We start from the raw sequence: 25,682 nt of genomic DNA, 5'->3' as shown, positions 1-25,682 counted from the left end.
TGGCTCAGCTCTCGGCGGGTGCCTCCGGTGCGTCCCCGAGCGCCTCGGGCCCCTCGGTGACGAGCAGCCGGAACTGCTCCGCGTCGATGATCCGGAGACCGAGTTGCTCCGCCTTCGTGAGCTTCGAGCCGGCACCCGGGCCGGCCGCGACGAAGTCGGTCTTCTTGCTGACGCTCGAGGCCGCCTTGCCCCCGGCGGCGATGATCGCCTCTTGCGCGCCCTCGCGGCTGTACCCCTCGAGCGAACCGGTCGCGACCACCGTGACGCCGCTGAGCACACCACCCTCGGTGCTCGCGGCACCCGGTCCCGGGTGCCCCGGTGTCGTGAACTGCACGCCGGCCGCCGTCCACCGGTCGATGATCTCGCGGTGCCAGTCGACCTCGAACCAGGCGAGGAGCGCATCCGCGATGATCCCGCCGACCCCGTCGACCGCGGCCAGTTCCTCACGCGAGGCGGACCGGATGGCGTCGAGGGACCCGAAGTGGTCGGCGAGCGCACGAGCAGCAACCGGTCCGACGTGGCGGATGCTCAGGCCGACCATGATGCGCCAGAGGGGCTTCGTCTTCGCGGCGTCGATGTTCGCGAGCATCTCGAACGCGTTCTTCGAGGGGTACCGGCTCGGCTCTCCGGTGTAGTCCGCGCCGCGGGCCTCCGGGTCGAACGGCGGGTCGGTCTTCTTGCGCGCCCGGCTGAACGGCGTCACCCGCTTCGGGGCACCGTCGTCCGTGGTCTTCTCCATGCCGGTCTCGGCGTCGCGGACGATCACCTCGATCGGGACGATGTCCTGCATCGTCAGGTCGAACAGCCCGGCCTCGGTGACGAGCGGGGGCTGCTCCGGGTGGAGCGGCTGCGTCAGCGCGGCCGCCGCGACCTCGCCGAGGCCCTCGATGTCGAGCGACCCGCGCGAGGCGATGTGCTCCACCCGGCCGCGCACCTGCGCCGGGCAGCTCTTCGCGTTCGGGCAGCGGAGGTCGATGTCGCCCTCCTTCGCCGGGGCGAGCGGCGTGCCGCACTCCGGGCAGTTCGTCGGCATCACGAACTCGCGCTCGGTGCCGTCGCGCAGCTCGACCACCGGGCCGAGCACCTCGGGGATGACGTCGCCGGCCTTCCGCAGCACGACGGTGTCGCCGATCAGGACGCCCTTCGCCTTGACGACCTGCTGGTTGTGCAGCGTGGCCTGACGGACGACCGACCCCGCGACCTCGGCCGGGGCCATCACCGCGAACGGGGTGGCCCGCCCCGTGCGCCCGACGCTGACCACGACGTCGAGGAGCTTCGTGTGGACCTCTTCCGGCGGGTACTTGTACGCGATCGCCCAGCGCGGGGCGCGCGAGGTGGAGCCGAGCTCTTCGTGCAGGGCGAGGTCGTCGACCTTGATCACGATGCCGTCGATCTGGTGCTCGACCGATGCCCGTCGTTCGCCGTAGTCCTTGACGAAGCCGAGGACCTCGTCGATGGAGTCGAACACCCGGTAGTGCGTGCTCGTCGGCAGGCCCCACGACTGCAGGAGCTCGTAGACCTCGGACTGGGCGTGGACGTCGGTGTCCCGCTCGAGTTCGCGGACCGGCCACGCGCCGATGCCGTGCACGAGCATCCGGAGCCGCCGCAGCCGGTCGATCATCAGGGCGCGCTTCGCCTCGGACTTGCCCTCTTCCTTCTGCCGGAGGGACCCCGCCGCGGCGTTCCGCGGGTTGGCGAACACGCGCTCGCCCGCGTCGCGCTGCTTGGCGTTGAGCTCGTCGAACTGCTCGACGGGGAAGAAGATCTCGCCGCGGACCTCGACGATGGGCGGGTGCCCGGTGCCGGTCAGCCGTTCCGGGATGGTGCCCATCGTCAGGACGTTGCCCGTCACGTCCTCGCCGACGACGCCGTCGCCGCGGGTCGCCGCCGAGACGAGTCGGCCGTGCTCGTAGCGGAGGTTGATCGCGAGCCCGTCGATCTTCAGCTCGGACAGGAACCGGACGCGCTCGGCACCGGCGTCCCGCTGCACCTTGACCGCCCAGTCCGTCAGCTCGTCCGGGCTGAACACGTTGTCGAGGCTGAGCATGCGTTCGGCGTGCTCGACCGGGGCGAACTGGATCGTCTGCGCCTGCCCGCCGACGGTCTGGGTGGGGCTGTCCTCGGTCAGGAGTTCGGGGTGACGCTGCTCGATCGCCTCGAGCCGGTGGAGCATCGCGTCGTACTCGGCGTCGCTGACCGTCGAGCCGTTCTCGTCGTAGTAGGCGTGCCGCAGCTCGTTGATGCGGGACCGGAGCCGGTCGACCTCGCGCTGCGCCTGTGCAGCGTCGAGCGCCTCGGGGTCGGTGGTCTCGAACGTGGCGTCGGTCTCGCTCATGGCATCAGTTCTACCGTGAACCACCGACCCCCGGACGCAGCCGCGTGCCGCGCGCACGCCCGCGCCCCCGCGCACCCGCGCACGCCCGCGCCCCCGCGCGCCCGCGCACGCCCGCGCCACCGCGCACGCCGCGCCCCGCCACCCCTACGCCGACGCGGGCACCGCCGACACCGTCGAGTCGATGGTGCACTGCCCGAGCACCCGCGTCCCGACGTAGACCACCGCGGTCTGCCCCGGCGCGACCCCGGACAGGGGCTCGTCGACGTCGATGACGAGCACACCGTCGGACACCCGCGCCGTCGCGGGCACTGGGTCGGCGTGCGCCCGGATCTGCACGTCGCACGCGAACGGCACGGTCGGGTCGGCCGGTGCCGTGCCGGCCCAGGTGAACCGTGCGCCGGACATCGAGGTGACGTCGAGCGCCTCCTTCGGGCCGACCACGACGGTGTTCTCCTTCGGGCGGATCTCGAGCACGAAGCGCGGCTTCCCGTCCGGCGCCGGGCGTCCGAGCGCGAGGCCGCGGCGCTGCCCGACCGTGTACCCGGTCGCGCCCTCGTGGGAGCCGACGACCGTGCCGTCGCGCTCGACCACGTCACCCGGGGCGGTACCGACCCGGTCGGCGAGCCAGCCGCGGGTGTCGCCGTCGGGGATGAAGCAGATGTCGTAGGAGTCGGGCTTCTGCGCGACCGTGAGCCCGCGGGCAGCGGCCTCGGCGCGGACCTCGTCCTTGGAGGGGGTCGCCCCGAGCGGGAACATCGCGTGCTGGAGCTGCTCGGCGGTCAGCACCCCGAGCACGTAGGACTGGTCCTTCGCCCACGCGGCCGAGCGGTGCAGTTCGCGCGAGCCGTCCGGACCGGTGACGATCGAGGCGTAGTGCCCGGTCGCGACGGCGTCGAACCCGAGGGCGAGCGCCTTCTCGAGCAGGGCGGCGAACTTGATCCGCTCGTTGCAGCGCATGCAGGGGTTCGGCGTGCGGCCGGCCTGGTACTCGGCCACGAAGTCGTCGACGACGTCCTCCTTGAACCGGGCCGAGAAGTCCCACACGTAGTACGGGATGCCGAGCGCGGAGGCGGCGCGCTGGGCGTCCATCGAGTCCTCGATCGTGCAGCACCCGCGGCTGCCCGTCCGGAGGGTCCCGGGCATCCGGCTCAGCGCGAGGTGGACACCGACCACGTCGTGTCCGGCGTCGACCGCCCGCGCCGCGGCCACCGCCGAGTCGACCCCACCGCTCATCGCCGCTAGTACTCGCATGGCATCAAGGGTCGCACCTTTCCGGCGACGGCCCAAGCGGGCGTAGCGTTGGCCGAGCGATGACCTCCGACTCCCCCGCCTTCGACTTCCGCGCGGTGCTGTTGTCCGGGTTCCTGCCCGCCGCCCTCTTCGCGATCGGCGAGGGCGCGATCATCCCGATCATCCCGATCGCGGCGGACTCCCTCGGTGCGAGCCTGGCGTTCGCCGGGTTCGTCGCGTCGCTCATCCTCGTCGGCGAGCTCATCGGGGACGTGCCCTCCGGCGTGGTCGTGGCCCGGATCGGCGAGCGGAACGCGATGATCGGCGCCGCCGTGGTGTCCGTCGTCGGGCTCCTGGTCTGCACGGTCGCGCCGAACGCCTGGGTGCTCGCGGTCGGGGTGTTCCTCGTCGGTGTCTCGACCGCCGTGTTCGCACTCGCCCGGCACGCGTACATGACGACCGCGATCCCGATCCAGATCCGCGCCCGCGCGCTGTCCAGCCTCGGCGGCGTGTTCCGCTTCGGCTACTTCGTCGGTCCCTTCATCGCCGCCGGCGTGATCCACCTCACCGGCACGACGCAGAGCGCCTTCTGGATCCACATCGCCTGCTGCCTGGCCGCCGCGGTCGTCCTCCTCGTCCTGCGCGACCCCGCGACGGGAGCGCGCGGATTCCGCAGGCCGCCACGCGCCTCCAGGCCCGTGACCGCGAACACGACGGACGTGACCGAACCGCCGGCCGACACCGGTGCCCAGTTCGTCCAGCAGGAGGCGCACGGCCTCTTCCGCACCATCCGCGCGAACCGCGCCGTCCTGCTGCGGCTCGGCAGCGGCGCCGGGCTGATCGGCGCGCTCCGCGCCGGACGGCAGGTGATCCTGCCGCTGTGGGCGGTCAGCGTCGGACTCGACGACTCGACCGCGGCCCTCGTCATCGGCATCGCCGGTGCCGTCGACTTCGCGCTGTTCTACACGAGCGGCCAGATCATGGACCGCTGGGGCCGCCTGGCGAGCGCGCTCCCCTGCATGCTCGGGCTGAGCGTCAGCTACTTCCTGCTCGCGTGGTCCGGGCACCTCGACGCGCGGGTCGGCTGGTTCGTGGCCATCGCCATCGGCATGTCGCTCGCGAACGGCGTCGGCTCGGGCATCCTCATGACGCTCGGCGCGGACCTCGCCCCGCGCGGCAACCCGGCACCCTTCCTCGGTGCGTGGCGGTTCACGGGTGACTTCGGGTCGGCCGCCGCGCCGCTCGTCATCTCCGGCGTCACCGCCGTCGCCTCCATCGCGATCGCGAGCGGCGTGATGGGCGTACTCGGCCTGGTCGGCGCGGGCATCCTGCTCCGCTACGTCCCGAGGTACCTGCCCCGTCGACTGCGCTGACGTCCGCCAGGCGGCCGCTCCGGCCACGGCCTGGAGGCACGGATCACGCCCGGTGCGTCGCCCGCGCTCGGTAGACTGCCGCTGCTCGCGGGAGTGGTGGAATCGGTAGACACGCAGGATTTAGGTTCCTGTGCCCCAGGCGTGAGGGTTCGAGTCCCTCCTTCCGCACGGTTCCCCGCACGGTCTCCCGCACCTTCGGGGAAGTCATACCCCGGGCGGATGGGCCCGACACCCCCGGACGGTACCCTCGTCACGCGGGAGTCCTGCCCGTGACCCCGCCTCCACGACCGGAAGAACCATGCACTCCGTCGCACTCGCCCTGATCCCCTGGCTGGATCCGCAGTACATCCTCGACAACTTCGGGGCGATCGCCGTGTTCGTGGTGTGCGCCATCATCTTCGCCGAGACCGGACTGCTGATCGGGTTCATCTTCCCCGGCGACAGCCTGCTCGTGATCACCGGTCTGTTCGCGTTCGACCGCGGCGGCGAGATCGGCGGGATCCCGGTGTGGGTCGCCGCCCTGATGATCGCCGCGGCGGCGTTCCTCGGCGGCGAGCTCGGCTACTACATCGGCAAGAAGGCCGGCCCACCGATCTTCGAGCGCAAGGAGAGCGGCCTGTTCTCCAAGGCGAACGTCGACCGCACCAACGCGTTCTTCCACCGGTTCGGCCCGCTCGCGGTGATCCTCGCCCGCTTCGTGCCGGTGGTGCGGACGTTCCTGCCGATCGCCGCCGGTGTCGGGCGGATGGACTACAAGAAGTACTCGTTGTACAACGCGATCGGCGCGGTCATCTGGGGTGTCGGGGTCACGTTCCTCGGGTACTTCATCGGCCACATCCCGTTCGTGGCGCACATCGTCCGCGAGTACATCGACATCATCCTGCTCGCGGCGGTCGTCGTCACCGTCGTCCCGATGGCGATCACGTACATCCGGAACGCCCGCAAGGCGAAGCACGACGAGCAGGAGCAGGCCGCGACCGAGTAGTCGCGACCGCGCGTGGGGCGCCTCGCCCTGTGCGGCACCTCGCCTGAGGCGCCTCGCCTGCGGCACCTCGCCCGGCAGCACCTCGCACAACACAAGTCGGCCCGAACCACGCGATCGCGCGGTTCGGGCCGACTTGTGTTGTGCCGCGTGCGAGGCCGACGGCGCCGGACGGTGCGCTTCCGGCCGGTCAGACGCCGAAGTACTCCCGCACGGTCGGCGCGATCCCGCGGAACGCCTTCGCACGGTGGCTCAGCTGGTTCTTCTCCTCGCGGGTGAGCTCCGCCGAGGACCGGTCGGCGTCGTCCGCCTTGAACACCGGGTCGTAGCCGTGCCCACCGGTGCCGGTCGGCACGGTGAGGACCTCGCCGTTCCACACGGCCTCGACCACGTGCTCCGCCCCCTCGGGCGTCACGAACGCGGCCGCGCAGACGAAGGCGGCGGTGCGCTCGAGGACCCCCTCGAGGTTCTGCAGGAGCAGCGCGATGTTGTCGGCGTCCTCCCTCGTGCCCGCGTACCGGGCCGAGTGGATGCCCGGAGCACCGCCGAGGGCGTCCACGGCGATCCCGGAGTCGTCGGCGAGCGCCGGCAGCCCGGTGTGCGCGACCGCTGCCCGCGCCTTGATGAGCGCGTTCGCGGCGTAGGTGTCGCCGTCCTCGACCGGCTCCGGGCCGTCGTAGCCGACGAGCTCGACGCCGCCGAGGGCCTCGCCGAGGATCTCCCGCAGCTCGACGACCTTGCCCTGGTTGTGGGTCGCCAGGACGACCGTGCGCGATGTCATGCGAGCCCCAGAGCGGTCTTCTGGATGGCGGCGAGGGACTGGTTGCCCGCGAGCCCGAGGTCGAGCAGGACGTTCAGCTCGTCGCGGTCGAAGGGCGCGTGCTCGGCGGTGCCCTGCACCTCGATGAACTTGCCCGAGCCGGTCGTGACGATGTTCATGTCGGTGTCGGCCGCCGAGTCCTCGGTGTAGGCGAGGTCGAGCATCGGCTCGCCCTTGACGATCCCGACCGAGATCGCCTGCACGCTGTCGGTCAGCGGCGTGGCCTTCTTGCCGATGAAGCCCTTGTCGCGGCCCCACTCGATCGCGTCGACCATGGCGACGTAGGCACCGGTGATCGATGCCGTGCGGGTCCCACCGTCTGCCTGCAGCACGTCGCAGTCGAGCACGAGGGTGTTCTCACCGAGGCCCTTCATGTCGACGACGGCGCGGAGCGACCGGCCGATGAGGCGGGAGATCTCGTGCGTGCGCCCGCCGACCTTGCCCTTGATCGACTCGCGCTGCATGCGCTCGTTCGTCGAGCGCGGCAGCATCGAGTACTCGGCGGTGACCCAGCCGGTGCCCTTGCCGGCCATCCAGCGCGGCACGCCGTTCGTGAACGACGCGGTGCACAGCACCCGCGTGTTGCCGAACGAGATGAGCGCGCTGCCCTCGGCCTGCGTGCTCCACCCCCGCTCGATGGTGACGGGACGGTGGTCGGTCGCGGTGCGGCCGTCAATGCGGAGCGTGTCGCTCATGGGGTCCTTTCGATGCGGGGCAACGTGATGGCCCCGGTCTGGAGGTGGCCGACGCTCGAGACCTCGGGTCCGAGGAAGCGTCGTGCGAGTCGGATGAAACCGTTCTTGTCGTCGCCGGTCGCCTCGAACGAGTACGTCGGGGGTTCCGGGGTGGTGCGTTCGAGCCCGTGCTCGACGAGCCGCCGGTACACGTCGCTGGCGGTCTCCTCGGCACTGGAGACGAGCGTCACGTCCGGCCCCATCACGTACTGGATGGCGGCGGACATGAGCGGGTAGTGGGTGCAGCCGAGCACGAGGGTGTCGACGTCGGCGGCGCGGACGGGTGCGAGGTACCCCTCGGCCACGTCGCGGAGGTCGTGGGAGGAGGTGTCGCCGGCCTCGACGAACTCGACGAACCGCGGGCAGGCAGCGAGGGTCAGGGTGACGTCCGACGCCACCGCGAAGGCGTCCTCGTAGGAGCGGGAGGCGATCGTCCCCACCGTCCCGATCACGCCGATGCGCCCGGTACGGGTCTGCTTCACGGCGGCGCGGGCCGCCGGCTGGATGACCTCGACCACGGGGATGCCGTACGCCTGCTCGTAGCGCTCACGGGCGTCCCGCAGCACCGCGGAAGACGCGGTGTTGCAGGCGATGACCAGGGCCTTCACGCCCTGCTCGACCAGGTCGTCCATCACCTCGAGCGCGTACCGCCGGACGTCGGCGATCGGCTTCGGCCCGTACGGCGAGTGCAGGGTGTCCCCGACGTACCGGATGCTCTCGCGCGGGAGCTGGTCGATGATGGCGCGGGCCACCGTGAGCCCGCCGACCCCGCTGTCGAAGACTCCGATCGGTGCATCCGTCACGGTGACCAGCGTACCGACGCGAGCCGACCGCCAGGGAACCGGCCGTGTCCGGAGCGCGAGTCGGGGGTCCGGCGGAATCCGCGCCTCCAGGCCGCTCCGACAGTAGTGTCGGGGAGGTGACCAGCGCGCTCCTCACCGACCAGTACGAACTCACCATGGTCGACGCGGCCCTGAAGGACGGCACGGCCGACCGACGGTGCGTCTTCGAGGTGTTCACCCGGCGGCTGCCGGACGGGCGGCGCTACGGCGTGGTGGCCGGTCTCGGGCGGTTCCTCACCGCACTCAGCGACTTCCGGTTCGGCGACGAGGAGATCGGGTTCCTGCGGGACCGCGGCGTGATCGACTCCGGGACCGCCTCCTACCTCGCCGACTACCGGTTCACCGGGGACATCCGGGCGTACCGCGAGGGCGAGGTCTTCTTCCCGAACTCCCCCGTCCTGCAGATCGAGGGCACCTTCGCCGAGGCCGTCGTGCTCGAGACCCTCGCGCTGAGCATCTTCAACGCCGACTCCGCGATCGCCTCGGCCGCCGCCCGCATGGTGTCAGCGGCCGACAAGCGCCCGCTGGCCGAGATGGGTTCACGGCGCACGGGTGAGTGGAACGCCGTCGCCGCCGCGCGTGCCGCGTACATCGCCGGCTTCGGTGCGACGAGCAACCTCGAGGCCGGGCGGACCTGGGGCATCCCCACGATGGGCACCGCGGCGCACGCGTTCACGCTGCTGCACGACTCCGAGGAAGCTGCCTTCCGCTCACAGCTCGACGCCCTCGGCGACGGCACGACGCTGCTGGTCGACACCTACGACATCGAGGAGGCCGTCGAGACCGCGGTGCGGCTGACGTCCGGCCGTCTGGGCGCCGTCCGCATCGACAGTGGTGACCTGCCGTCGGTCGTCGCCTCGGTCCGGGCACAGCTCGACCGGCTCGGCGCGACCAGCACGAAGATCACCGTCACCAACGACCTCGACGAGTACACGATCGCCGCACTCCGGGCCGCCCCCGTCGACTCGTACGGCGTCGGCACCTCGGTCGTGTCCGGCTCGGGGCACCCCGCTGCGGGCATGGTCTTCAAGCTCGTCGCCCACCGCCCGGCGGACGGCGGCGACTGGGTGCCCGTCGCGAAGAAGTCCGCCGACAAGGCGACGCTCGGTGGCCGGAAGGAAGCCGGGCGTCGGCTCCGCAACGGCATCGCGACCGCCGAGGTCGTGCTCACCTCGGGGCAGGTCGGCCCCGACGAGCGGCCGCTGCTCGTGCCCGTCGTGACGAACGGCGAGGTCGACCCCGCGTTCCTCGGGGTCGCCGGCGTCGAGGCAGCTCGGGCACACCACAAGATGGCGAAGGCGGAGCTGCCCGCGGACGCATCGCGCATCGGCCGCGGAGACCCCGCGATCCCGACGCTGGTGATCTGAGGCGGCGCTTACTCCGCCTTCATCTTCTCGTAGATGGCCTTGCAGTCGGGGCACACCGGGAACTTCTCCGGGTCGCGGCCCGGGATCCACTTCTTGCCACACAGCGCCTTGACGGGCTTGCCACTGAGGGCCGACTGCAGGATCTTGTCCTTCTTCACGTAGTGCGAGAACCGCTCGTGGTCGCCGGGCTCGATCGCTTCCTCTTCGAGGAGTTTCTCGAGCTCGCGGTCCATCACGTCGAGGCCGCCGCCGGGTTCGGTCATGCTCATGGTCCCAGGGTACGACGCCCCGCCGCCACCCGCGAGCGGGCGAAAGCGCGGGGTCGGCGGCGCGGGCACGCTGCGCTTCCGCCCGCTCGCTCGCGGGAGAGCGCGGGCTTCGGCCGCGGGCTTCGGCGGCGGGTTCGGCGGCAGCTCGGCACCGCGAACGGGCGAATCACCCGTGTCGCCGGCGCGGGCACCCCGCGCTTCCGCCCGTTCGCGTCAGCGCGCGACTCGGCTGGGTGTCCCGCCCGCGCCGAGCGGGCGGAACACCTGGCTCCCCGGCGCGGGCACCCCGCGCTTCCGCCCGTTCGCGTCAGCACGCCTCCGCCGGCCCCTCTGCCCGCTGACGCGGCCATACTCCGCGCGAGAACGCGCGCACGGAGAACGCGCGCGCGGAGAAGGCGAGAACGCGCGCGCCGCGCACGCGCACGACGGACTGGAGGCGCGTGGCGATGCCGCCACGCGCCTCCAGTCCGTCAGACAGTCACGCCGGACGCGACCTGCGTCAGTTGCGCTGCGCCGCCGCCAGTAGGTCCGGGCCGTGCCGGTCGAAGAGGCGGCCACCGACCGCCACGCCAGCCACGAGCACCACGACACCGACGAGGACCCCGACGACCAGCGTCAACACGTCCCACGGCGCCGGGCCGTCCGCGAGCGCGAGCACGCCGAGCCACGCGCCGGGCACCGAGCACACCACGATCCCGACGACCATCGCCGACTGCGCGACCGATGCGAGCACCCCGGCGGCCTGGGGCTGCTGGAACGGGTGATCGCCGGGGCGGACCGTCGGGTACGGCAGGAGCACCGAGACGACGCTCGACAACCCGAGCCCGGCGAGCAGCGCACTCGCGCAGACCCCGATGAGCACGGGGAACGCCGTCCAGTCGCCGAACAGCCAGGCGGATGCCCACGCCCCGAGCACGATCGCGGGGATGCCCACCGCGAGCACCGGGACGAGTCGGCCGAGCCGGTCGCTCCAGCCCGGCGCTCCCGAGGCGACGTGCAGCCACACGGCGGTGTTGTCGTACGAGACGTCGTTGTGCGGCAGGAACCCGGCGATGAGCGCCATCAGGGGCAGCGGCACGAGTGCGGTCCAGTGCCAGGGGACGCCGGCGACCCCGAGCGGGATCACGACGACGGGCACGAACACGATGATGAGGTACGACGTGCGGTAGCGCGGGTCGCGCCCCCAGTAGGTCAGGGCACGCGCAGCGACGGCGCCGACCGGGCTGGAGCCGAGCCGGTCGAACCAGCCGAGCCCACGGTAGCGGCGGGTGCGGGTTCGGCCGTCGACGGTCTCGAGCGCGCGGCCGACGACCGCCCACCAGGCCCAGCCGAGCAGGGCCACGACGGCGACCGCGATGAGCAGCTTCACGATGCCCTCGCCCACCCGACCGCTGGCGACGTCGGCGGGCACGGCCCATGCTGCACCCCACGGGGTCCAGCCGGCCACGTCGGCGATCCGCTCGGCCTCGGCGCCCTGCGGTGCGAGCCAGTCGACCCGGAGCAGGAGCGAGACGGTCGGGATGCCGAGCACCACGATGACGAGGGCGACGAGCCAGCCGGCGTCCCGCGACCGGTTCGCACCGATCAGGGATGCCCCGACGGCACAGCCGACCCGGATGAGCAGCGCGCAGGTCGCGATGGCGAGCAGGCCGCCGACGACGCCGAGCAGCCCGACCCCGGCACCGCGCATCCACGCCACCGACTGGGCAACGGCGACGATGGCGACCGCGATCACCGGGACGCCGACGAGCCCCGCGACCCCGAGCCCCACGGCGAGGTCCCGGCGTCCGATCCCGAAGAGCGAGAAGCGGCGCGGGTCGAACTGGTCGCTCCGCCCGACGACGAGCGGGACGATGGTGAACGCGAAGGCGATGAGGGTGCCGACGGGGACGATGACGGAGCGCGCGACCTCGGGAGTCGCGTCGCGGAGCGCGATCGTCTCGACCGCGACGAACACCGCGGCGACGAGCCCGGCGAGGCTGCCGAGCACGACGAGGACGGAACGTCCGGCGCTGCCGCGGACCTCCCCCGCGAGGAGGTCGGCCCTCAGCCGGAGAAGCTGTGCAACCATTCCATGCTCTCTGCCACGACGCGGCCGCCCGCGAGTTCGACGAACTTGTCCTCGAGGCTCTTGCGTCCGCGGACCTGCGCCATCGTGCCGGACGCCAGGACCTTGCCGCCGACGATGATGGCGACCGAGTCGCAGGTGCGCTGCACGAGTTCCATCGAGTGGCTGGAGAGCACCACCGTGCCCCCGCCGCGCGTGTACCGGCGGAGGATCTCGGTGATGGTCGCCGCGCTGACCGGGTCGACGGACTCGAACGGTTCGTCGAGCACGAGCACCCGCGGTGAGTGGATGAGCGTCGCCGCGAGGGCGATCTTCTTCGCCATGCCGACCGAGTAGTCGGCGACCTGCCGGCCCAGGGCCTCGCCCAGACCGAACGCCTCGGCGAGGTCCGCGCTGCGCTTCCGGGCGGTCGCCCCGTCGAGCCCGCGGAGGGTCGCCGAGTAGAAGAGGAGCTGCGCGCCGGTCAGGCGGTCGAACAACCGGAGCCGGTCGGGCAGGACCCCGAGGTCGCGCTTGGCTGCGGTCGGGTCCGCCCAGACGTCGTGGTCGAGCACGGTGACGCTGCCGGCGTCCGGACGGAGGAGTCCGGTCACCATCGACAGCGTGGTGGTCTTGCCGGCGCCGTTCGGTCCGACGACGCCGAAGATCGAGCCCTGGCGGATCTCGAGGTCGACCTCGTCCACCGCGAGCGTCTGGCCGTACCGCTTCACCAGGCCGCTGGCGCGGAGCACCACCGGCTGCTGCGGCTGCTTCGGCAGCGTCGTGGGGCGCTTCGAGGAGGTCTGGCGTTTCTTCGCCTTTGCCGCTCGGGACGCACTGTCGCCGGTGGTCGTGTCGGCAACGGTCGTGTCGGCAGCGGTCGCGTCGGCAGCGATCGTGTCGGCAACGGCCGCGTCCGTCGCGTCGTCCTGGATCGTCGCCTCCGCCTCGTCCGACGTGTCACGGCCTGGAGGCACGGTGCCGGTCGTCCCCGCCGTCTGCGCCGGGCGCGTGGCCCGTCCCTTGCCGCCGCGTGCCTTGGCAGGGCGACGTCCGGTGGGCTGCGAGGCGACCGCCTGGGCGGCGAGCGCCGCGGCCGCGTCGTCCGGTGCGGTGCCGTCTGCCGACGTGTCGTCGCTCGTCGTGTCGTCGTCGTGTGTGTCGCGGACCGTCGTGTCGTCGGCGAGCGTGTCGCCCGCCGTCGTGTCGTCGGTGAGCGTGTCGCCCGCCGTCGTGTCGTCGGTCATCGCGTCCTCAGCGGAGGCGTCGTCCGCATCCCCGTCCCCCATGTCGTCATCAGCGGCTTCCTGCGCCGCGGTGGCGTCGTCCTCGGTCAGCCAGGCAGCGTCGGCCGTGGCGTACACGTCCTCGTCATCTGCTGCTCCTGCTGCCACCGCCCCACCGTACCAACGCTCTGCGGACACCGCAGGACGGTGGTTCCCAGGGTCACGAATTGAGCACGAAGGGCGCGGACACGTCCCCCGACGACGGGTCGTTCCGTATCATTCACCAGGACACGACGGAGTGTTCACCACTTGGAAACCTGCTGCGGCCGGTGCTCCCGCGACGCTCCCCACCCTGCGAATGGCCGCAGGGTCGGCGACTTCACGGCGAACTCGGACCTTCCGCGAGCAGACTCGACGAGGCCCGCCCGTGCCCCAGGGCGCGCGGGCGGACACCGGAAGGGACCACCATGACCACGCAGATCGTGATCCTCGCAGCAGGGATGGGCAGCCGCCTCGGCCGCAGCCTGCCGAAGCCGCTCACCGAACTGAGCGACGGCCGCACCATCATGCAGCAGCAGTTCGACAACATCCGCGCCGCGTTCGGTTCGAGCGCCCGCGTGACGATCGTCGTCGGCTACAAGTCCGAGTACATCGTCGAGGCCTTCCCCGAGGCGAACTTCGTCTACAACGAGTCGTACGACTCCACGAACACCTCGAAGAGCCTCCTCCGTGCGCTCAAGGCCACGGGCAAGGGCGGGGTCCTCTGGATGAACGGTGACGTCGTGTTCGACCCGCGCGCACTCGTCCGGGCCGCCGACATGATCGACGAGGACCGCTCGTTCGTCAGCGTCAACACCGAGAAGGTGTCCGACGAAGAGGTCAAGTACACGGTCGACGCCGAGGGCTTCATCCACAAGCTGTCGAAGCAGGTCGTGGGCGGCCTCGGCGAAGCCGTCGGCATCAACTACGTCTCCGCGCAGGACAAGCAGGCACTCATCCGTCAGCTCGGTCGTGTCGACGACCAGGAGTACTTCGAGGGCGGCATCGAGGCAGCCATCGCCGAGGACGGGCTACGCTGGAGCCCGGTCGACATCTCCGACCTGTACGCCGTCGAGATCGACTTCGCCGAGGACCTCGAGCGCGCGAACAACCTGTTCGCCTGAGCCTCCATCAGGACCCCCTCGGCGGTTCCGCCCGAAGGGAAACCGTGACCACAGCGAGCGCGCCGACCGTGCCCGCGGCTGCCGCACCTGCGGCGACCCGGAGCGCCGGTCGGCGCTATCGTCATGCCCTCTGGCTGCTGACGGTCCGCGACCTCCGGGTCCGCTACTCGACCTCGGCGCTCGGCTACTTCTGGTCGATCCTCGACCCGCTCGTGATGTCGGCGATCTACTGGTTCGTCTTCACCCAGGTGTTCCACCGCGGGTCGGTCGGCGAGGAGCCCTACATCGTGTTCCTGCTGTCGGCACTGCTGCCGTGGATGTGGTTCACCGGAGCGGTCTCCGACTCCACCCGGGCGTTCATCAAGGAGACCAAGCTCATCCGGTCGACGACGATCCCGCGGAGCATCTGGGTCGCTCGGGTCAACGCCTCGAAGGGCATCGAGTTCCTGCTGAGCCTGCCGGTGCTCGCAGTCTTCGCGATCGCCACCGGTGCGCGCGTCCACTGGGAGCTCGCGCTCTACCCGCTGGCGATCGTCCTGCAGTGCGCGCTCGTGTACGGCCTCGGGTTGATCGTCGCGCCGCTGGTGGTCTTCTTCCGCGACCTCGAGCGTGCCGTGAAGCTCGTGCTGCGCTTCCTCTTCTACGCGTCGCCGATCATCTACGGCACCCAGGCCCTGCCGGACAAGCTGCACGACCTGGCCGCGTTCAACCCCCTCAGCGGGATCTTCGGCATCTACCGCTCCGCGTTCTTCCCGAAGCAGCTCGACTGGTTCGAAGTGGCGGTGTCGGTCGTCGTGACCGTGGTCGTCGTCGTGATCGGACTCGTGGTGTTCCGTCGCAGCGAGCACCGGGTCCTGAAGGAGCTGTGATGACCGCCACCGAACAGACCGGACGTGTCGCCACGGTCACCCCCGTGATCTCCGTCCGCGACGCCGGCATCCGGTTCAAGCGCAACCGCCGTGCGAGCCGGAGCTTCAAGGACCTCTTCGCCGGGAGCAACCGCCGGAAGCGTGCCGACGAGTTCTGGGCGCTCCGGAACGTGTCGTTCGACGTCCGCCCGGGCGAAGCGATCGGTGTCGTCGGCCGGAACGGACAGGGCAAGTCGACGCTCCTCAAGCTGGTGGCCCAGGTGATGCTGCCGGACGAGGGCCGCGTGCACGTGGGCGCGGGCGTCGCGCCGCTCATCGAGATCACCGGCGGCTTCGTCGGTGACCTCTCGGTCCGCGACAACGTCTACCTGACGGCCGGGCTCCACGGCATGTCGCGCGCCGAGATCCGGGACGCCTTCGACGAGATCATCGAGTTCGCCGAGATCGCCGACTTCGTGGACACCCCCTACAAGCACCTGTCGAGCGGCATGAAGGTCCGCATCGCCTTCGCGGTGATCTCGCGCCTCGACGAACCCGTCATCCTGGTCGACGAGGTGCTGGCGGTCGGCGACAAGGGGTTCCGCGAGAAGTGCTACAAGCGGATCGAGGAGCTCCTCGCCGGTGGCCGGACGCTGTTCTTCGTCTCGCACAGCGACAAGGACCTGCGACGGTTCTGCGAGCGCGGGCTCTACCTCGACAAGGGGCAGCTGCAGCTCGACGGCACGATCGAGGAAGCCCTGTCGCGCTACTCCGCCGACTACGGCGCCTGACCGGCCCCTTCTCCCTCCACAACCCGGCGTTCCGGCTCCCCCTCCACAGCCCAGGGGTACCGAGGCCCCCGACGGGGCCGCGACGTCGGACCCTCCCCCTACGGTGACGGCATGCACCACCCGACACCGGCCTACGCAGTCCCGTTCACGATCGACCGCTCGCTCGCTCCACGCCGCTACGACCTGGTGAACATCGGCGACGAGCCCGTCGACGGGCTCACCCTCACCCACCTCGGCAACGGCTACTGCCCGCCGCTGGCCGTCCGCCGGCTCGAGCCCGGCCGGGGACTGTCGATCGCCGTGTTCGGCGCCGATCCCGAGGACACCGGGGTCGTCGTCGTCCGATGGCGTCGGCCGGACCGGTCCGAGTACCTCTGGCGGATGTCACTCGTCGGTGACGGCCGTGCGGCCTGACCGGTCGTGGCGGGTGGGCGCGCCAGGTGTGGGCGTCGGCAGGTCAGGCCTCGCCGCGCTCGGCAGCGACCTCGTGCCACCGGGCGACCAGCCGCTCGACGGCGTCGTGCAGCCGCGCCGTGGCGACACCGGGCGTCGTGTCACCGAAGTAGCGCTGCACCCAGTGCTGCAGCTTCGCGAGCTCGTCCGCGTCGGTCGCGGCGGCGTCGATCCGCGCGAGCGCCTGGTCGACGTCCGACGCTCGCAGCCAGTTCGCGTCGCTGAGGTACCCGCGCTCGTCCACGTCCGCCTCGGGCGCGACCGGGCGGGTGACGATGAGCGGCTTGCCGACGGCGAGCCGGTCGTAGATCATCGCGCTGATGTCCGTGATCGCGACGTCGGCACCGGCCAGCTGCCAGCCGAGCTCCGCGCCGTCGTCGTACACGTGGTGGGCGGCCGGGTCGGCGGCGTTCGCGCTGGCGATCGCCGCGACGATGCGTTCGTGTGCCGCCTTGTAGCCGGCGTCACGGACGCCGCTCCGCGGGTGCGGACGGTAGACCAGCCGGTGCCGCGGCGACGCGAGCACCTGCTCCGCGATCGCGGTGCCGTGGCTCGCGATCGACCCGTAGGCCGCTGCCGGCCGGTCACCCTCCCACGTCGGGGCGTACAGCACGACGGTGCGGTCGTCCGACGGGTACGGTGCGGCGCCGGCGAAGTGGTCGGCCTGCGGGCGGCCGATGGCGATCGCCCGGTTGTCGAGGTCGTAGTCCCAGAGCGCGTCGGACAGACGGTCACGAGCGGCGTCACCGGCGATCAACGCGTAGTCGTACGCCTTGAACTGGTTCGTCGTCATGTACATCTTGTCGCTCTCGCCGTGGTTGACGAAGACGTGCCACATCCGCCCGTACCGCATCATCTGGAAGTTGCGGGCGTTCTGGTTGACGTAGAAGACGATCTTCGGCGCCTGCTCGTCGACGAAGCGCTCGAGGTCGACGACCTGGCGTGCGTAGACCACCGGCACCGGGGACTCGTCGAGCAGCGTGAGCATGGTGCCGGGGCTCCGCGAGACGATCGCGACGGGGTGCGTCGCGGCGAGTTCGGCGAGCGGGGCGTACCACTGCCGGACCTGGTACATGTTCACGGGGCCGTCGGCGAAGTAGACGGCGATCTCGACGGTGCCGGGTGCCGGGGCCGGCGCGGAGGGCAGCCGTCGGGCCAGGCCGCGCCGGCTCCGCCGCGACTTCAGCAGGCGTTCGGCGAGCCGTACGGCGGTGCGCACGTCGCTGATGATCGGCATGGTCCCTCTTCCGGTGTCGGCGATCGGTTCGTGGTGGGCGGGTCAGATGACGGGCGGTCGGCCCGCGAGCGTCATGCGTCCGATCGTGAGCCACCCCATGACGTGCACGGGGCCGCAGTCCGTGGCCCATCCTTCCCGGACCCCGCTGAACCACGTGGCCAGACGGCGCGGGTGCTTCCACCAGCGGGCGACCTGGATCGCGGCCCACGACCCGACGTACAGCGGCCGCAGAACCGCCGGCAGGTTCCGGCGGGCGAGCCACACGCGGTTCCGGGCGTTCAGGCGGTAGTACTCGGTGTGGCGTGCCGGGTCGATCGCCGGGTGGTGCGCGACGAGGTCACCGGCGTACCAGGTACGGCGGCCGGCGTCCCACACACGCCAGGCGAGCTCGATGCCCTCGTGCGCGTAGAAGTACTCGGCACCCCAGCCGCCGACCGCGCGCCAGACGTCCATCGGCAGGACCACGGCGCCCTCCCACACGGAGAACACCGGCGACGAGTGGTCCGGCTCCCCCTTGCGGATGCGCGGGATCCAACGGGTGGGGTTCGCCGCACCCGTGGGGTCGACGACCCGGGGCTGCACGAGGCCGAGCGACGGATCCCGCTCGAACAGCGCGATGGCGTCGCGCAGGAAGGTCTGGGACGGCACCGAGGCATCGTCGTCGAGGAAGAACACGTAGTCGCCGTCCACGACCTCGGCGCCCGCGTTCCGGCCCGCGGGGATCCCCACGTTCTCCGGCAGGGCGAGGGCGCGGACGCCGTCGGGCAGACCGGTCGGCTCCCAGCCGTTGCCGACGCAGACGACGTCGAGGTCGACGTCGTGCTGCGCCAGGACGCTCTCGAGGCCGCGGCGCAGGTCCTCCGGGCGGGTGCCCTGTGACAGGCTCACCACGGCGACGCGGGGACGCTCGCGGTGCGGGACCGCGTGGCGACGGACGGTCCCAGGGGTCACCCGCGCACCCGCTTCGACGAGATGATCGCGACGAAGTGCCCGAACGTCGCGAGTACAGCCAGCGGCAGCAGCGCGCCGACCAGGATCCGGTCCGCGAGCGGGTGACCGATGACGAGCGCGAGCAGCGCGAAGACGAACGCCAGGATGCTCAGCTCCACCGAGTGGTACAGGCGGTGGAACGGCAGGAACCGGGCGGCGCGGCGCAGGGTCGCGAGCCGACGGCCGGACGGCACGGTGCCGGCGTCACGACGGTCGACGAGCTTGTCCAGGCCTGAGTTCGCGCGGGCGACGTGCACCATGTCGTTGAGCGCCTTGTTCAGGACGATCACGAGGCCGAGGGCACAGCCGATCGTCGTCCACATCCAGTCCGCGCCGTGGATCGGCCATGTGGCCGCACGGACGCCGAGCGCGATGGGGATGAGTCCCTCGGTCGTGTAGTGCCCCACCTTGTCGAGGAACACCCCGGCGGGCGAGCGGGTCCCGCGCCAGCGTGCGACCTCGCCGTCGGAGCAGTCGACGAGCATCTGCAGCTGGCCGAGCACGAGGGCGAGCAGCGCTCCCCAGATGCCCGGGATGAGGAGCGCCGCGGCGACGCTCCACCCCACCAGGATCATCAGGCCGGTCACCTGGTTCGCGCTCACCCGGGTCTTCAGCAGGACCCACGTCAGGTACGGCGAGACGTCCCGCAGGTAGAGCGACGCGGTCCAGTGTTCGGCGTTCGCCCGCGAGCGGACCTCGTCCGGCTGTGCGACCGCGCGGAGCTCGGCGATCGAGGTCGGGCGGGTGTCGCCGCGACCGGTCGTGTCATCGGTCAAGAGGGCAGCTCACCGTCCCGTGTGCGTGGTCAGCTCGGACGTCCGGGTCAGGAAGCCGATGATGAAGCCGACACCCCAGCCGACGTGGATGCAGGGCAGCACCACGAGCAGCCAGAGGAGCGTCGGCAGCCCCGAACGCCGGGCGACCGCGACGGCCCCCACGACGACGAAGACGAGGTAGACCGCGGGCACGACGAAGCCGAGGAGCGCCCACGCAGCACCCGTGCCGAGTGCCGCACCGATGATGCCGACGACGCCGGCGACGATGCCGAGCGCCATCGCGGCGACCATGGCCGGCGGGACGAAGTAGCGCAGGCCGTTGTTCGCGGGGAACCGACGGGCGAGCTCGCCGCGCCAGAGCCCCGTCGCGACGAACTGCCGGACGAGTCGCTTCAGGCTCGGCCGCGGGCGGTAGGTGACGACGAGCTCCGGTGTGAACCAGACGGTGCCGCCGGTCTGCCGCAGGCGCCGGTTGAGTTCCCAGTCCTGGCCGCGCTTGATGCCCTCGTCGAACAGGCCCACCTCGAACAGTCGGTCGCGCCGGAAGACCCCGAGGTAGGCCGTCTCGGCCGGTCCGGCCTGACCGCCGACGTGGTGCGGGGTGCCACCGAGCCCGACCCGGCTGCCGTACGCCAGGGCCACTGCGCGCTCGAACGGCGTCCGGCCCTCGGCGTGCATGATGCCGCCGACGTTGTCCGCCCCCGACTCCTGCAGCACGCGCACCGCGATCCGCGTGTAGTCCGACGGCAGCACCGAGTGCGCGTCGACACGGACCACGACGGGGTGCACCGACGCGCGGATGGCGACGTTGAGCCCGGCGGGGGTCGACCCGGCGGGGTTCTCGATCGCGCGGATCCGGGGGTCGGCGGCACTCATCTCGGCGACGAGCTCGTTCGTGCCGTCGATCGACGGGCCGAGCGCGAGGATGACCTCGAACGGACCGTCGTAGTCCTGGTCGAGCAGACTCTGGACGGCGGCCCGGACCTCGGTGACCTCGTTGAGGACGGGCATCACGTACGAGACGCCCGACAGGGGCTGTCCGTCTGTCTGCATGCGTACCTCGGGGTCCTGGCTGGGTGCACGGGACGCACCGCGGACGGTGCCGCCCCGCAGAGCGACCCTGAGCCTATCAAGATCGCCACGCACCCCGGGGCGAGACCGGCGGACGGTCAGGACCGATCAACGGACTGGAGGCGCGGCGCCAGCCGGCACCGCGCCTCCAGTCCGACGGGAACCGCGTCAGCCCTTGTACGTCCCGAGCGTGACGTCCGTCTCGCGGGTCTGGCCGCCCCGGATGTAGGTGATCGTCGTCTTCGCACCGCCGGCGAAGTAGCGGACCTGCGCCGTCAGGTCGGTGGCGTCGGAGACCGTCGCCGAACCGATCTTGGTGACCACGTCGCCCTTCTGCAGGCCGGCCTTGGCAGCCGCGCCGCCGGAGGACACCGACTTGATGAGGCCACCCATCTGCGTGGCCTTGGCGTCCTCGGCCGCGTCACCGACGGTCGCGCCGAGCAGACCGTGCGTCGCCGAGCCGTTGTCCTTGATCTCGTTCGCCACGCGCTTGACGAGGTTCGACGGGATCGAGAAGCCGACACCGATGCTGCCCGACTGGCTGGTCGAGTCCGAGGAACTGCTCGCGCTCGCGATCGCCACGTTGATGCCGATCAGCTTGCCCTTCGAGTCGAGCAGTGCACCGCCCGAGTTGCCGGGGTTGATCGACGCGTCGGTCTGGATGACCGGCAGGGAGACGGTGCTGTTCGTGGACGAGTTGCTGCCGTTGTCGCCGTTGCCCCAGAAGTCGAACGGTCCGCCACTGCCGTTGCCGCCCTCGTTCGAGTCGCCGCCTTCGCTCGGGGCGCTCGACGTCACCTGGATGCTGCGGCTCAGGGTCGAGACGATGCCGTCCGTGACCGTGTTCGACAGGCCGAGGGGCGCACCGATCGCGACGGCGGTGTCACCGACGTTGAGGTTCGACGAGTCCGCGAAGCTGATCGGTTTCATGTCGGTGGCGTCGATCTTGATGACCGCGAGGTCGACCGTCGGATCCGTGCCGACGAGCTTCGCCGGGTAGATCTTGCCGTCCGAGGTGGTCACCGTGATCGAGCCGTTCGAGCTGTCGCCGTCGAGCGTCACCACGTGGGTGTTCGTGACGATGTACCCGTCCTTGCTGAACACGACGCCCGAACCGGTGCCGGCCTCGTTGCTCGACGAGACGTTGATCGTCACGACCGACGGGGTCGCCTGCGCGGCCACGGCGGTGACGACGGTCGCGTTGTTGTAGTCGTTGACGGTCAGGTTGCCGCCGCTCTGGGACCCCGACGAACCGACGACCGTGCCGCCACCGTTCGAGGAGCCGGCGAGCCAGCCCGCGCCGCCACCGACGAGACCGGCGACGACGAGGCCCGCGATGATCGGGACGACCAGGCGGTTGCGGCCGGAGTTCGAGCGCGTGCGGGTGGTGGTGCTCCCGGCCGCGGACGCTCCGGCGGCGCCTGCTGCCCCGTCGAAGTAGTGGCCGTTGCGCTGGTTCGAGCCGTCGACGTCACCGAAGGCGCTCGTGGCGGACGACGGGGCCTGGGCGGAGGCGGTGGCGTACTCGGAGGCCGACGCCGGTGCCGAGGTCGGCTGGGCGTACTCGCCGTACCGGGGCTGCTGACCAGAGGAGGCCGGCTGTCCGTACGGGTTCTGCTGGCCGTACTGCGCCTGCTGGCCGTACTGGCTCTGCTGGCCGGAGGAGGCCTGCTGTCCGTACGGGTTCTGCTGTCCGTACTGGCTCTGCTGGCCGTACTGGCTCTGCTGCCCGTACTGCGCCTGCTGGCCGTACTGGCTCTGCTGCTGGTCCCCGTACTGGCTCGCCTGGCCGTACTGACTCGTCTGGCCGTACTGGCTCGTCTGGCCGTACTGCCCCTGGCTCGGCTGCTGGCCGCCGTAGGGCGAGGCGTGCTGCCCGTACCCGCCGGTCGACTGCCCGTACTGGGCGGTGTCACCGGACTGCTGCTGGCCGGTGTCACCGGACTGCTGCTGGCCGTACTGGCCCTGGCCCGACGGGGACTGGGACTGGTCCTGCCCGTACTGGTTCGCCTGTCCGTACTGGCTGGTCTGGCCGGCGGTGCCCTGCTCGCCCGAGGACGAGGACGAGGACGAGGACGAGCCAACGTCCCCGAGCGTCGGGTAGGGCGCGGTGTAGCGGTCGGTGGGGTGGTCGGTCGACGCCGCGATCACGTCGGTCTCGTTCGCGGGAGCAGGGTCGATCACGTCGGTGTGGTCCGCTCGCGCGTCGCTCGTCGGAGCGTCGTCCGTGTGCTGGGAGTCCTTCGGCGCGGCGTCCTCGGCGGCGGCCTGTGCGGCCGTGTCGTCCGGACGGATGTCGTCGCCCTGCCCGTTGGGCGTGGTGTTCGTCATGCTGGACGTGCTCCTTTCAAGCCCGTGCAGTCTGTCGGACCCACCTGAGCGGTGCTCCTGCTGACGCTGCAAGCGACCTATGGCGATCTTATGCGTGGCCTGTGCGACCGTTCCCGGGTGGTGGCCGGAGGGGCCGCTAGGTTGGGTGCGTTCAGCGCGTCGCGTCACCGTCGACACCTCGTCGCGTCACCGTCGACACTCCGGAGGGAACCACATGCGTCAGGCAGGACCCTGGTTGCGAGCGGCCGAGGGAGCGATGCTCCTCGGTCCGGACGGGGTGCCGGCGCCCACGGTCTTCGCCGAGATGAGTGCCCTCGCGGCAGCCACCGGTGCGATCAACCTCGGGCAGGGCTTCCCGGACGAGGACGGCCCGGCGGAGGTCCTCGAGGCAGCCGTGTCCGCAATCCGCCAGGGCGTCAACCAGTACCCGCCGGGCCGCGGGATCCCGGAGCTCCGGACGGCGATCAGCGAGCACCAGGCGCACTGGTACGACCTCCAGGTCGACCCGGACCGCCAGGTGCTCGTGACCGCGGGCGCGACCGAGGCACTGGCCGCGACGCTCCTCGCACTCGTCGAGCCCGGCGACGAGGTCGTCACCTTCGAACCGTTCTACGACGCCTACGGCGCCCTCATCCGGCTCGCCGGCGGGACCCACGTCACCGTCCCGCTGACCGCGCCGGACTTCCTCCCCGACGAGACCACGTTGCGTGCCGCGTTCTCGGACCGCACGCGAGCTGTCCTCGTGAACACGCCGCACAACCCGACCGGTCGCGTCCTCCCCGCCGAGGTGCTGTCGACGGTCGTCGAGCTCGCGACGCAGTACGACGCGGTCATCGTCACCGACGAGGTCTACGAACACCTCACGTTCGACGTCCCGCACGTCCCCGTCGCCACCCTGCCGGGCGCCGCCGAACGGACCGTCACCATCTCGAGCGCTGGGAAGACCTTCAGCACGACGGGCTGGAAGATCGGCTGGCTCACGGCTCCCCCGGTACTCGTGGACGCCATCACGACGGTGAAGCAGTTCCTGACCTTCGTGAACGGCGCACCGTTCCAGCCCGCGGTCGCCACAGGACTCCGGCTGCCGGACACCGTGTTCGCCGGCATCGCCAGCGAGCTCTCGGCGAAGCACGACCTCCTCGCCGCCGGGCTCCGTGCCGCCGGCTTCGAGGTGATGCGTCCCGACGGCGGGTACTTCGTCATCGCCGATGCCGCGGCACTCGGACACGACGACGCCCGGGAGTTCTGCCTGCGCCTGCCGGAGCTCGCCGGGGTCGTCGGGGTCCCGGTCTCGGCGTTCGTCCGACCGGACCACGCCGCCGGGTACCGGTCACTCGTGCGGTTCGCGTTCTGCAAGCGGCGGTCCGTGCTCGAGGAGGCCGCCGCACGCCTCGCCGGGCTCGCGCCGCTCCGCGCCGACTGACGGGTCTCGCGCCCGCACCAGCGGACGCGACGCGCGCCAGCGGAGGCAACGCGCACCGGCGGACGAGACGCGCACCGTGCGCCCTGGGCGCGACCGGATGACGGCCTGGAGGCGCGCATCACGACCGCCACGCGCCTCCAGGCCGCACCGTGCGTACCGCGTCACCCCGCGCGCGCTTCCGCGCTGGGTGCAGCGTCGCAGCGACGCACCACGTGCACGACGCCGCACCGGACGACGGGGTCGGCACGGTGCACGTCAGGATCGCGGCGCGGCGTCCTGCTGGTCGCGCAGGGTCACGTCGTACCGACGCAGGGACAGCGACGGGTTCGTCCGCCGGACCGCCTCGGTGACGGCGGTGTCGACCGTCGCCACGAGCATGCCCGGGACGGCACCGGCCGCCGCGACCGCGACCCCGGACGGGTCGAGCACGATCGACCCACCGATGCCGATCGGCGGCGTCTGCCCGACCCCGACGACCCACACCGTGTTCTCGATCGCCCGCGCCGTCAGGAGCGTCCGCCAGTGGTGCTCCTTGCCGGGACCACGAACCCACTCGGCCGGCAGCACCACGACGTCGACGTCGCCGTGCTCGCGCGCGACGAGGCGACGGGTGACCTCGGGGAACCGCAGGTCGTAGCAGGTCTCGAGGCCGATCCGGACGCCGGCGAGCTCGAACACCGGCAGCTGGGCGGGGTCACCGGATGCGATGCGGTCCGACTCCCGAGACCCGAACGCGTCGTACAGGTGCACCTTTCGGTACGTGCTCGCGATGGTCCCGTCCGGGAGCACCGCGACGAGGGTGTTGCGGAACCGGTCCTCGGCGTCCGCCGTCTCGGCCACCCCGACGACCAGCGCGATGCCGGTGGTGCGCGCGATGTCCTGCAGGCCGGTGACGAACGGGCCGTCGAGCGGCTGCGCGGCGGCGACGAAGCGGTCGTCGATGTCGGCCGTGAAGTACGAGGTGTACTCGGGCGTCACGAGGAGGTCGGCGCCACGGGCAGCTGCTTCGGCCGCGGCGGCCCGGACCGTCTCGAGGTTGGCGGCCGGGTCGTCGACGGGTGCGAACTGCGCCGCCGCGATCGTGAGGGTGCCCATGGGGCGAGCGTACCGGCGACCGTGGCGCGGGACTCGGACGGGGTCGACCCGAGACTCGTGCTGAGCGACAGTCCTCGCGCTCCGGAGCCCGAGAGGTGTCGCTCAGCCCGAGACTCGCCCACACGGCCGGCCGGCCCGGCTTCGGGAAACGCGGAAGGCCCCGGTCCGAATGGACCGGGGCCTTCTGTGTGACGCTTGGTTGCGGGGGCAGGATTTGAACCTACGACCTCTGGGTTATGAGCCCAGCGAGCTACCGAACTGCTCCACCCCGCGGCACGT

22 protein-coding genes and 2 tRNA genes are annotated in these 25,682 nt (G+C 71.4%); 9 read left to right on the top strand and 15 right to left on the bottom strand.

Annotated elements, in window-relative coordinates; genetic code table 11:
- Positions 1 to 4 precede the first annotated feature (4 nt).
- The gene (gene ligA / locus BLT36_RS07870; protein WP_092093689.1) at positions 5 to 2,335 is read right to left on the bottom strand and encodes an NAD-dependent DNA ligase LigA; all 2,331 of its coding nucleotides are present in this window, start codon (positions 2,333 to 2,335) and stop codon (positions 5 to 7) included.
- A gap of 144 nt (positions 2,336 to 2,479) precedes the next feature.
- Positions 2,480 to 3,586 (bottom strand): tRNA 2-thiouridine(34) synthase MnmA, encoded by a 1,107-nt coding sequence (gene mnmA / locus BLT36_RS07865; RefSeq protein ID WP_092093686.1) that lies wholly within the window; start codon positions 3,584 to 3,586, stop codon positions 2,480 to 2,482.
- Positions 3,587 to 3,645: 59 nt separating this feature from the next.
- Between mnmA and BLT36_RS07860 the strand changes: the two genes are divergently transcribed.
- The 3 genes from BLT36_RS07860 to BLT36_RS07850 all read left to right on the top strand — a co-directional run bounded on the left by BLT36_RS07860 (position 3,646) and on the right by BLT36_RS07850 (position 5,923).
- Positions 3,646 to 4,938 carry an MFS transporter gene (locus BLT36_RS07860; protein ID WP_092093684.1) on the top strand — a complete coding sequence of 431 codons (1,293 nt, stop codon included), beginning with the start codon at positions 3,646 to 3,648 and terminating at the stop codon, positions 4,936 to 4,938.
- An 87-nt stretch (positions 4,939 to 5,025) separates the two neighbouring features.
- Positions 5,026 to 5,106 (top strand) — tRNA-Leu (locus BLT36_RS07855).
- A gap of 130 nt (positions 5,107 to 5,236) precedes the next feature.
- The gene (locus tag BLT36_RS07850) at positions 5,237 to 5,923 is read left to right on the top strand and encodes a DedA family protein (RefSeq protein WP_092093681.1); all 687 of its coding nucleotides are present in this window, start codon (positions 5,237 to 5,239) and stop codon (positions 5,921 to 5,923) included.
- Positions 5,924 to 6,110: 187 nt separating this feature from the next.
- On the opposite strand, the gene rdgB is transcribed toward BLT36_RS07850, so the two are convergent.
- The 3 genes from rdgB to murI are packed head-to-tail and all read right to left on the bottom strand — an operon-like array spanning position 6,111 to position 8,277.
- Positions 6,111 to 6,701 carry an RdgB/HAM1 family non-canonical purine NTP pyrophosphatase gene (rdgB, locus tag BLT36_RS07845; protein ID WP_092093679.1) on the bottom strand — a complete coding sequence of 197 codons (591 nt, stop codon included), beginning with the start codon at positions 6,699 to 6,701 and terminating at the stop codon, positions 6,111 to 6,113.
- The gene (gene rph, locus BLT36_RS07840; RefSeq protein ID WP_092093676.1) at positions 6,698 to 7,435 is read right to left on the bottom strand and encodes a ribonuclease PH; all 738 of its coding nucleotides are present in this window, start codon (positions 7,433 to 7,435) and stop codon (positions 6,698 to 6,700) included. The genes rdgB and rph overlap by 4 nt, the downstream gene beginning before the upstream one ends.
- Entirely contained in the window at positions 7,432 to 8,277 is an 846-nt protein-coding gene (murI, locus tag BLT36_RS07835) for a glutamate racemase (protein ID WP_092093673.1), read from the bottom strand. The genes rph and murI overlap by 4 nt, the downstream gene beginning before the upstream one ends.
- 116 nt (positions 8,278 to 8,393) lie before the next feature.
- Between murI and BLT36_RS07830 the strand changes: the two genes are divergently transcribed.
- Positions 8,394 to 9,683: a nicotinate phosphoribosyltransferase gene (locus tag BLT36_RS07830; RefSeq protein WP_092093670.1), complete on the top strand. Its 1,290-nt coding sequence runs from the start codon at positions 8,394 to 8,396 to the stop codon at positions 9,681 to 9,683.
- A gap of 8 nt (positions 9,684 to 9,691) precedes the next feature.
- On the opposite strand, the gene BLT36_RS07825 is transcribed toward BLT36_RS07830, so the two are convergent.
- The 3 genes from BLT36_RS07825 to BLT36_RS07815 all read right to left on the bottom strand — a co-directional run bounded on the left by BLT36_RS07825 (position 9,692) and on the right by BLT36_RS07815 (position 13,393).
- Positions 9,692 to 9,952 (bottom strand): DUF3039 domain-containing protein, encoded by a 261-nt coding sequence (locus BLT36_RS07825; RefSeq protein WP_092093667.1) that lies wholly within the window; start codon positions 9,950 to 9,952, stop codon positions 9,692 to 9,694.
- Positions 9,953 to 10,451: 499 nt separating this feature from the next.
- Positions 10,452 to 12,023 carry a hypothetical protein gene (locus BLT36_RS07820; RefSeq protein WP_092093665.1) on the bottom strand — a complete coding sequence of 524 codons (1,572 nt, stop codon included), beginning with the start codon at positions 12,021 to 12,023 and terminating at the stop codon, positions 10,452 to 10,454.
- Complete coding sequence (locus tag BLT36_RS07815; RefSeq protein WP_254787431.1) at positions 11,999 to 13,393, bottom strand: ABC transporter ATP-binding protein; 1,395 nt, start codon at positions 13,391 to 13,393, stop codon at positions 11,999 to 12,001. The genes BLT36_RS07820 and BLT36_RS07815 overlap by 25 nt, the downstream gene beginning before the upstream one ends.
- A 299-nt stretch (positions 13,394 to 13,692) precedes the next feature.
- Here BLT36_RS07815 and BLT36_RS07810 point away from each other — a divergent pair, with 299 nt between their 5' ends.
- The 4 genes from BLT36_RS07810 (at position 13,693) to BLT36_RS07795 (ending at position 16,441) form a co-directional block, all read left to right on the top strand.
- The gene (locus tag BLT36_RS07810; RefSeq protein ID WP_092093662.1) at positions 13,693 to 14,388 is read left to right on the top strand and encodes a phosphocholine cytidylyltransferase family protein; all 696 of its coding nucleotides are present in this window, start codon (positions 13,693 to 13,695) and stop codon (positions 14,386 to 14,388) included.
- A gap of 68 nt (positions 14,389 to 14,456) precedes the next feature.
- Positions 14,457 to 15,257 (top strand): ABC transporter permease, encoded by an 801-nt coding sequence (locus BLT36_RS07805; protein WP_254787518.1) that lies wholly within the window; start codon positions 14,457 to 14,459, stop codon positions 15,255 to 15,257.
- Positions 15,257 to 16,027, top strand: coding sequence for an ABC transporter ATP-binding protein (locus BLT36_RS07800; RefSeq protein ID WP_092093656.1), 771 nt, complete (start codon positions 15,257 to 15,259; stop codon positions 16,025 to 16,027). Before BLT36_RS07805 ends, BLT36_RS07800 begins: the two co-directional genes overlap by 1 nt.
- Before the next feature lie 111 nt (positions 16,028 to 16,138).
- A complete protein-coding gene (locus tag BLT36_RS07795) occupies positions 16,139 to 16,441 on the top strand; it encodes a hypothetical protein (RefSeq protein WP_092093653.1) in 303 nt (100 codons plus the stop codon).
- A 43-nt stretch (positions 16,442 to 16,484) separates the two neighbouring features.
- Here BLT36_RS07795 and BLT36_RS07790 read toward each other — a convergent pair whose 3' ends face one another.
- The 5 genes from BLT36_RS07790 to BLT36_RS18895 all read right to left on the bottom strand — a co-directional run bounded on the left by BLT36_RS07790 (position 16,485) and on the right by BLT36_RS18895 (position 22,885).
- Positions 16,485 to 17,717 (bottom strand): CDP-glycerol glycerophosphotransferase family protein, encoded by a 1,233-nt coding sequence (locus tag BLT36_RS07790; RefSeq protein WP_092093650.1) that lies wholly within the window; start codon positions 17,715 to 17,717, stop codon positions 16,485 to 16,487.
- A 42-nt stretch (positions 17,718 to 17,759) separates the two neighbouring features.
- Positions 17,760 to 18,668: a glycosyltransferase family 2 protein gene (locus BLT36_RS07785; protein WP_092093648.1), complete on the bottom strand. Its 909-nt coding sequence runs from the start codon at positions 18,666 to 18,668 to the stop codon at positions 17,760 to 17,762.
- A complete protein-coding gene (locus tag BLT36_RS07780; RefSeq protein ID WP_092093645.1) occupies positions 18,665 to 19,483 on the bottom strand; it encodes a CDP-alcohol phosphatidyltransferase family protein in 819 nt (272 codons plus the stop codon). The genes BLT36_RS07785 and BLT36_RS07780 overlap by 4 nt, the downstream gene beginning before the upstream one ends.
- Positions 19,484 to 19,492: 9 nt before the next feature.
- Positions 19,493 to 20,536: a glycosyltransferase family 2 protein gene (locus BLT36_RS07775; protein ID WP_092093643.1), complete on the bottom strand. Its 1,044-nt coding sequence runs from the start codon at positions 20,534 to 20,536 to the stop codon at positions 19,493 to 19,495.
- Between the two features lie 186 nt (positions 20,537 to 20,722).
- Positions 20,723 to 22,885, bottom strand: a complete 2,163-nt coding sequence (locus tag BLT36_RS18895; protein WP_092093640.1) for a S1C family serine protease — start codon at positions 22,883 to 22,885, stop codon at positions 20,723 to 20,725.
- A gap of 214 nt (positions 22,886 to 23,099) precedes the next feature.
- Between BLT36_RS18895 and BLT36_RS07765 the strand changes: the two genes are divergently transcribed.
- Positions 23,100 to 24,308, top strand: a complete 1,209-nt coding sequence (locus BLT36_RS07765) for an aminotransferase class I/II-fold pyridoxal phosphate-dependent enzyme (RefSeq protein WP_092093637.1) — start codon at positions 23,100 to 23,102, stop codon at positions 24,306 to 24,308.
- Positions 24,309 to 24,563: 255 nt separating this feature from the next.
- Here the strand turns inward: BLT36_RS07765 and BLT36_RS07760 are convergent, their stop codons facing one another.
- Both BLT36_RS07760 and BLT36_RS07755 read right to left on the bottom strand, forming a co-directional pair.
- Entirely contained in the window at positions 24,564 to 25,403 is an 840-nt protein-coding gene (locus tag BLT36_RS07760; protein ID WP_092093635.1) for a carbon-nitrogen hydrolase family protein, read from the bottom strand.
- A 196-nt stretch (positions 25,404 to 25,599) separates the two neighbouring features.
- Positions 25,600 to 25,676 (bottom strand) — tRNA-Met (locus tag BLT36_RS07755).
- Positions 25,677 to 25,682: the final 6 nt, after the last annotated feature.

Source organism: Curtobacterium sp. UNCCL20 (assembly GCF_900101675.1).
Lineage (GTDB): Bacteria > Actinomycetota > Actinomycetes > Actinomycetales > Microbacteriaceae > Curtobacterium.
The sequence above is the reverse complement of the archived record's forward strand: the minus strand, read 5'-3'. Positions and strand labels throughout refer to the sequence as shown.

Excerpts from the sequence above, each read along its gene's own strand:
- ligA (WP_092093689.1), bottom strand. The coding sequence starts at position 2,335 with ATGAGCGAGACCGACGCCACGTTCGAGACCACCGACCCCGAGGCGCTC.
- BLT36_RS07775 (WP_092093643.1), bottom strand. The coding sequence starts at position 20,536 with ATGCAGACAGACGGACAGCCCCTGTCGGGCGTCTCGTACGTGATGCCC.
- mnmA (WP_092093686.1), bottom strand. The coding sequence starts at position 3,586 with ATGCGAGTACTAGCGGCGATGAGCGGTGGGGTCGACTCGGCGGTGGCC.
- BLT36_RS07850 (WP_092093681.1), top strand. The coding sequence starts at position 5,237 with ATGCACTCCGTCGCACTCGCCCTGATCCCCTGGCTGGATCCGCAGTAC.
- BLT36_RS18895 (WP_092093640.1), bottom strand. The coding sequence starts at position 22,885 with ATGACGAACACCACGCCCAACGGGCAGGGCGACGACATCCGTCCGGAC.
- rph (WP_092093676.1), bottom strand. The coding sequence starts at position 7,435 with ATGAGCGACACGCTCCGCATTGACGGCCGCACCGCGACCGACCACCGT.
- BLT36_RS07860 (WP_092093684.1), top strand. The coding sequence starts at position 3,646 with ATGACCTCCGACTCCCCCGCCTTCGACTTCCGCGCGGTGCTGTTGTCC.
- BLT36_RS07820 (WP_092093665.1), bottom strand. The coding sequence starts at position 12,023 with ATGGTTGCACAGCTTCTCCGGCTGAGGGCCGACCTCCTCGCGGGGGAG.
- BLT36_RS07795 (WP_092093653.1), top strand. The coding sequence starts at position 16,139 with ATGCACCACCCGACACCGGCCTACGCAGTCCCGTTCACGATCGACCGC.
- rdgB (WP_092093679.1), bottom strand. The coding sequence starts at position 6,701 with ATGACATCGCGCACGGTCGTCCTGGCGACCCACAACCAGGGCAAGGTC.
- BLT36_RS07825 (WP_092093667.1), bottom strand. The coding sequence starts at position 9,952 with ATGAGCATGACCGAACCCGGCGGCGGCCTCGACGTGATGGACCGCGAG.
- BLT36_RS07810 (WP_092093662.1), top strand. The coding sequence starts at position 13,693 with ATGACCACGCAGATCGTGATCCTCGCAGCAGGGATGGGCAGCCGCCTC.
- BLT36_RS07800 (WP_092093656.1), top strand. The coding sequence starts at position 15,257 with ATGACCGCCACCGAACAGACCGGACGTGTCGCCACGGTCACCCCCGTG.
- BLT36_RS07760 (WP_092093635.1), bottom strand. The coding sequence starts at position 25,403 with ATGGGCACCCTCACGATCGCGGCGGCGCAGTTCGCACCCGTCGACGAC.
- BLT36_RS07790 (WP_092093650.1), bottom strand. The coding sequence starts at position 17,717 with ATGCCGATCATCAGCGACGTGCGCACCGCCGTACGGCTCGCCGAACGC.
- BLT36_RS07765 (WP_092093637.1), top strand. The coding sequence starts at position 23,100 with ATGCGTCAGGCAGGACCCTGGTTGCGAGCGGCCGAGGGAGCGATGCTC.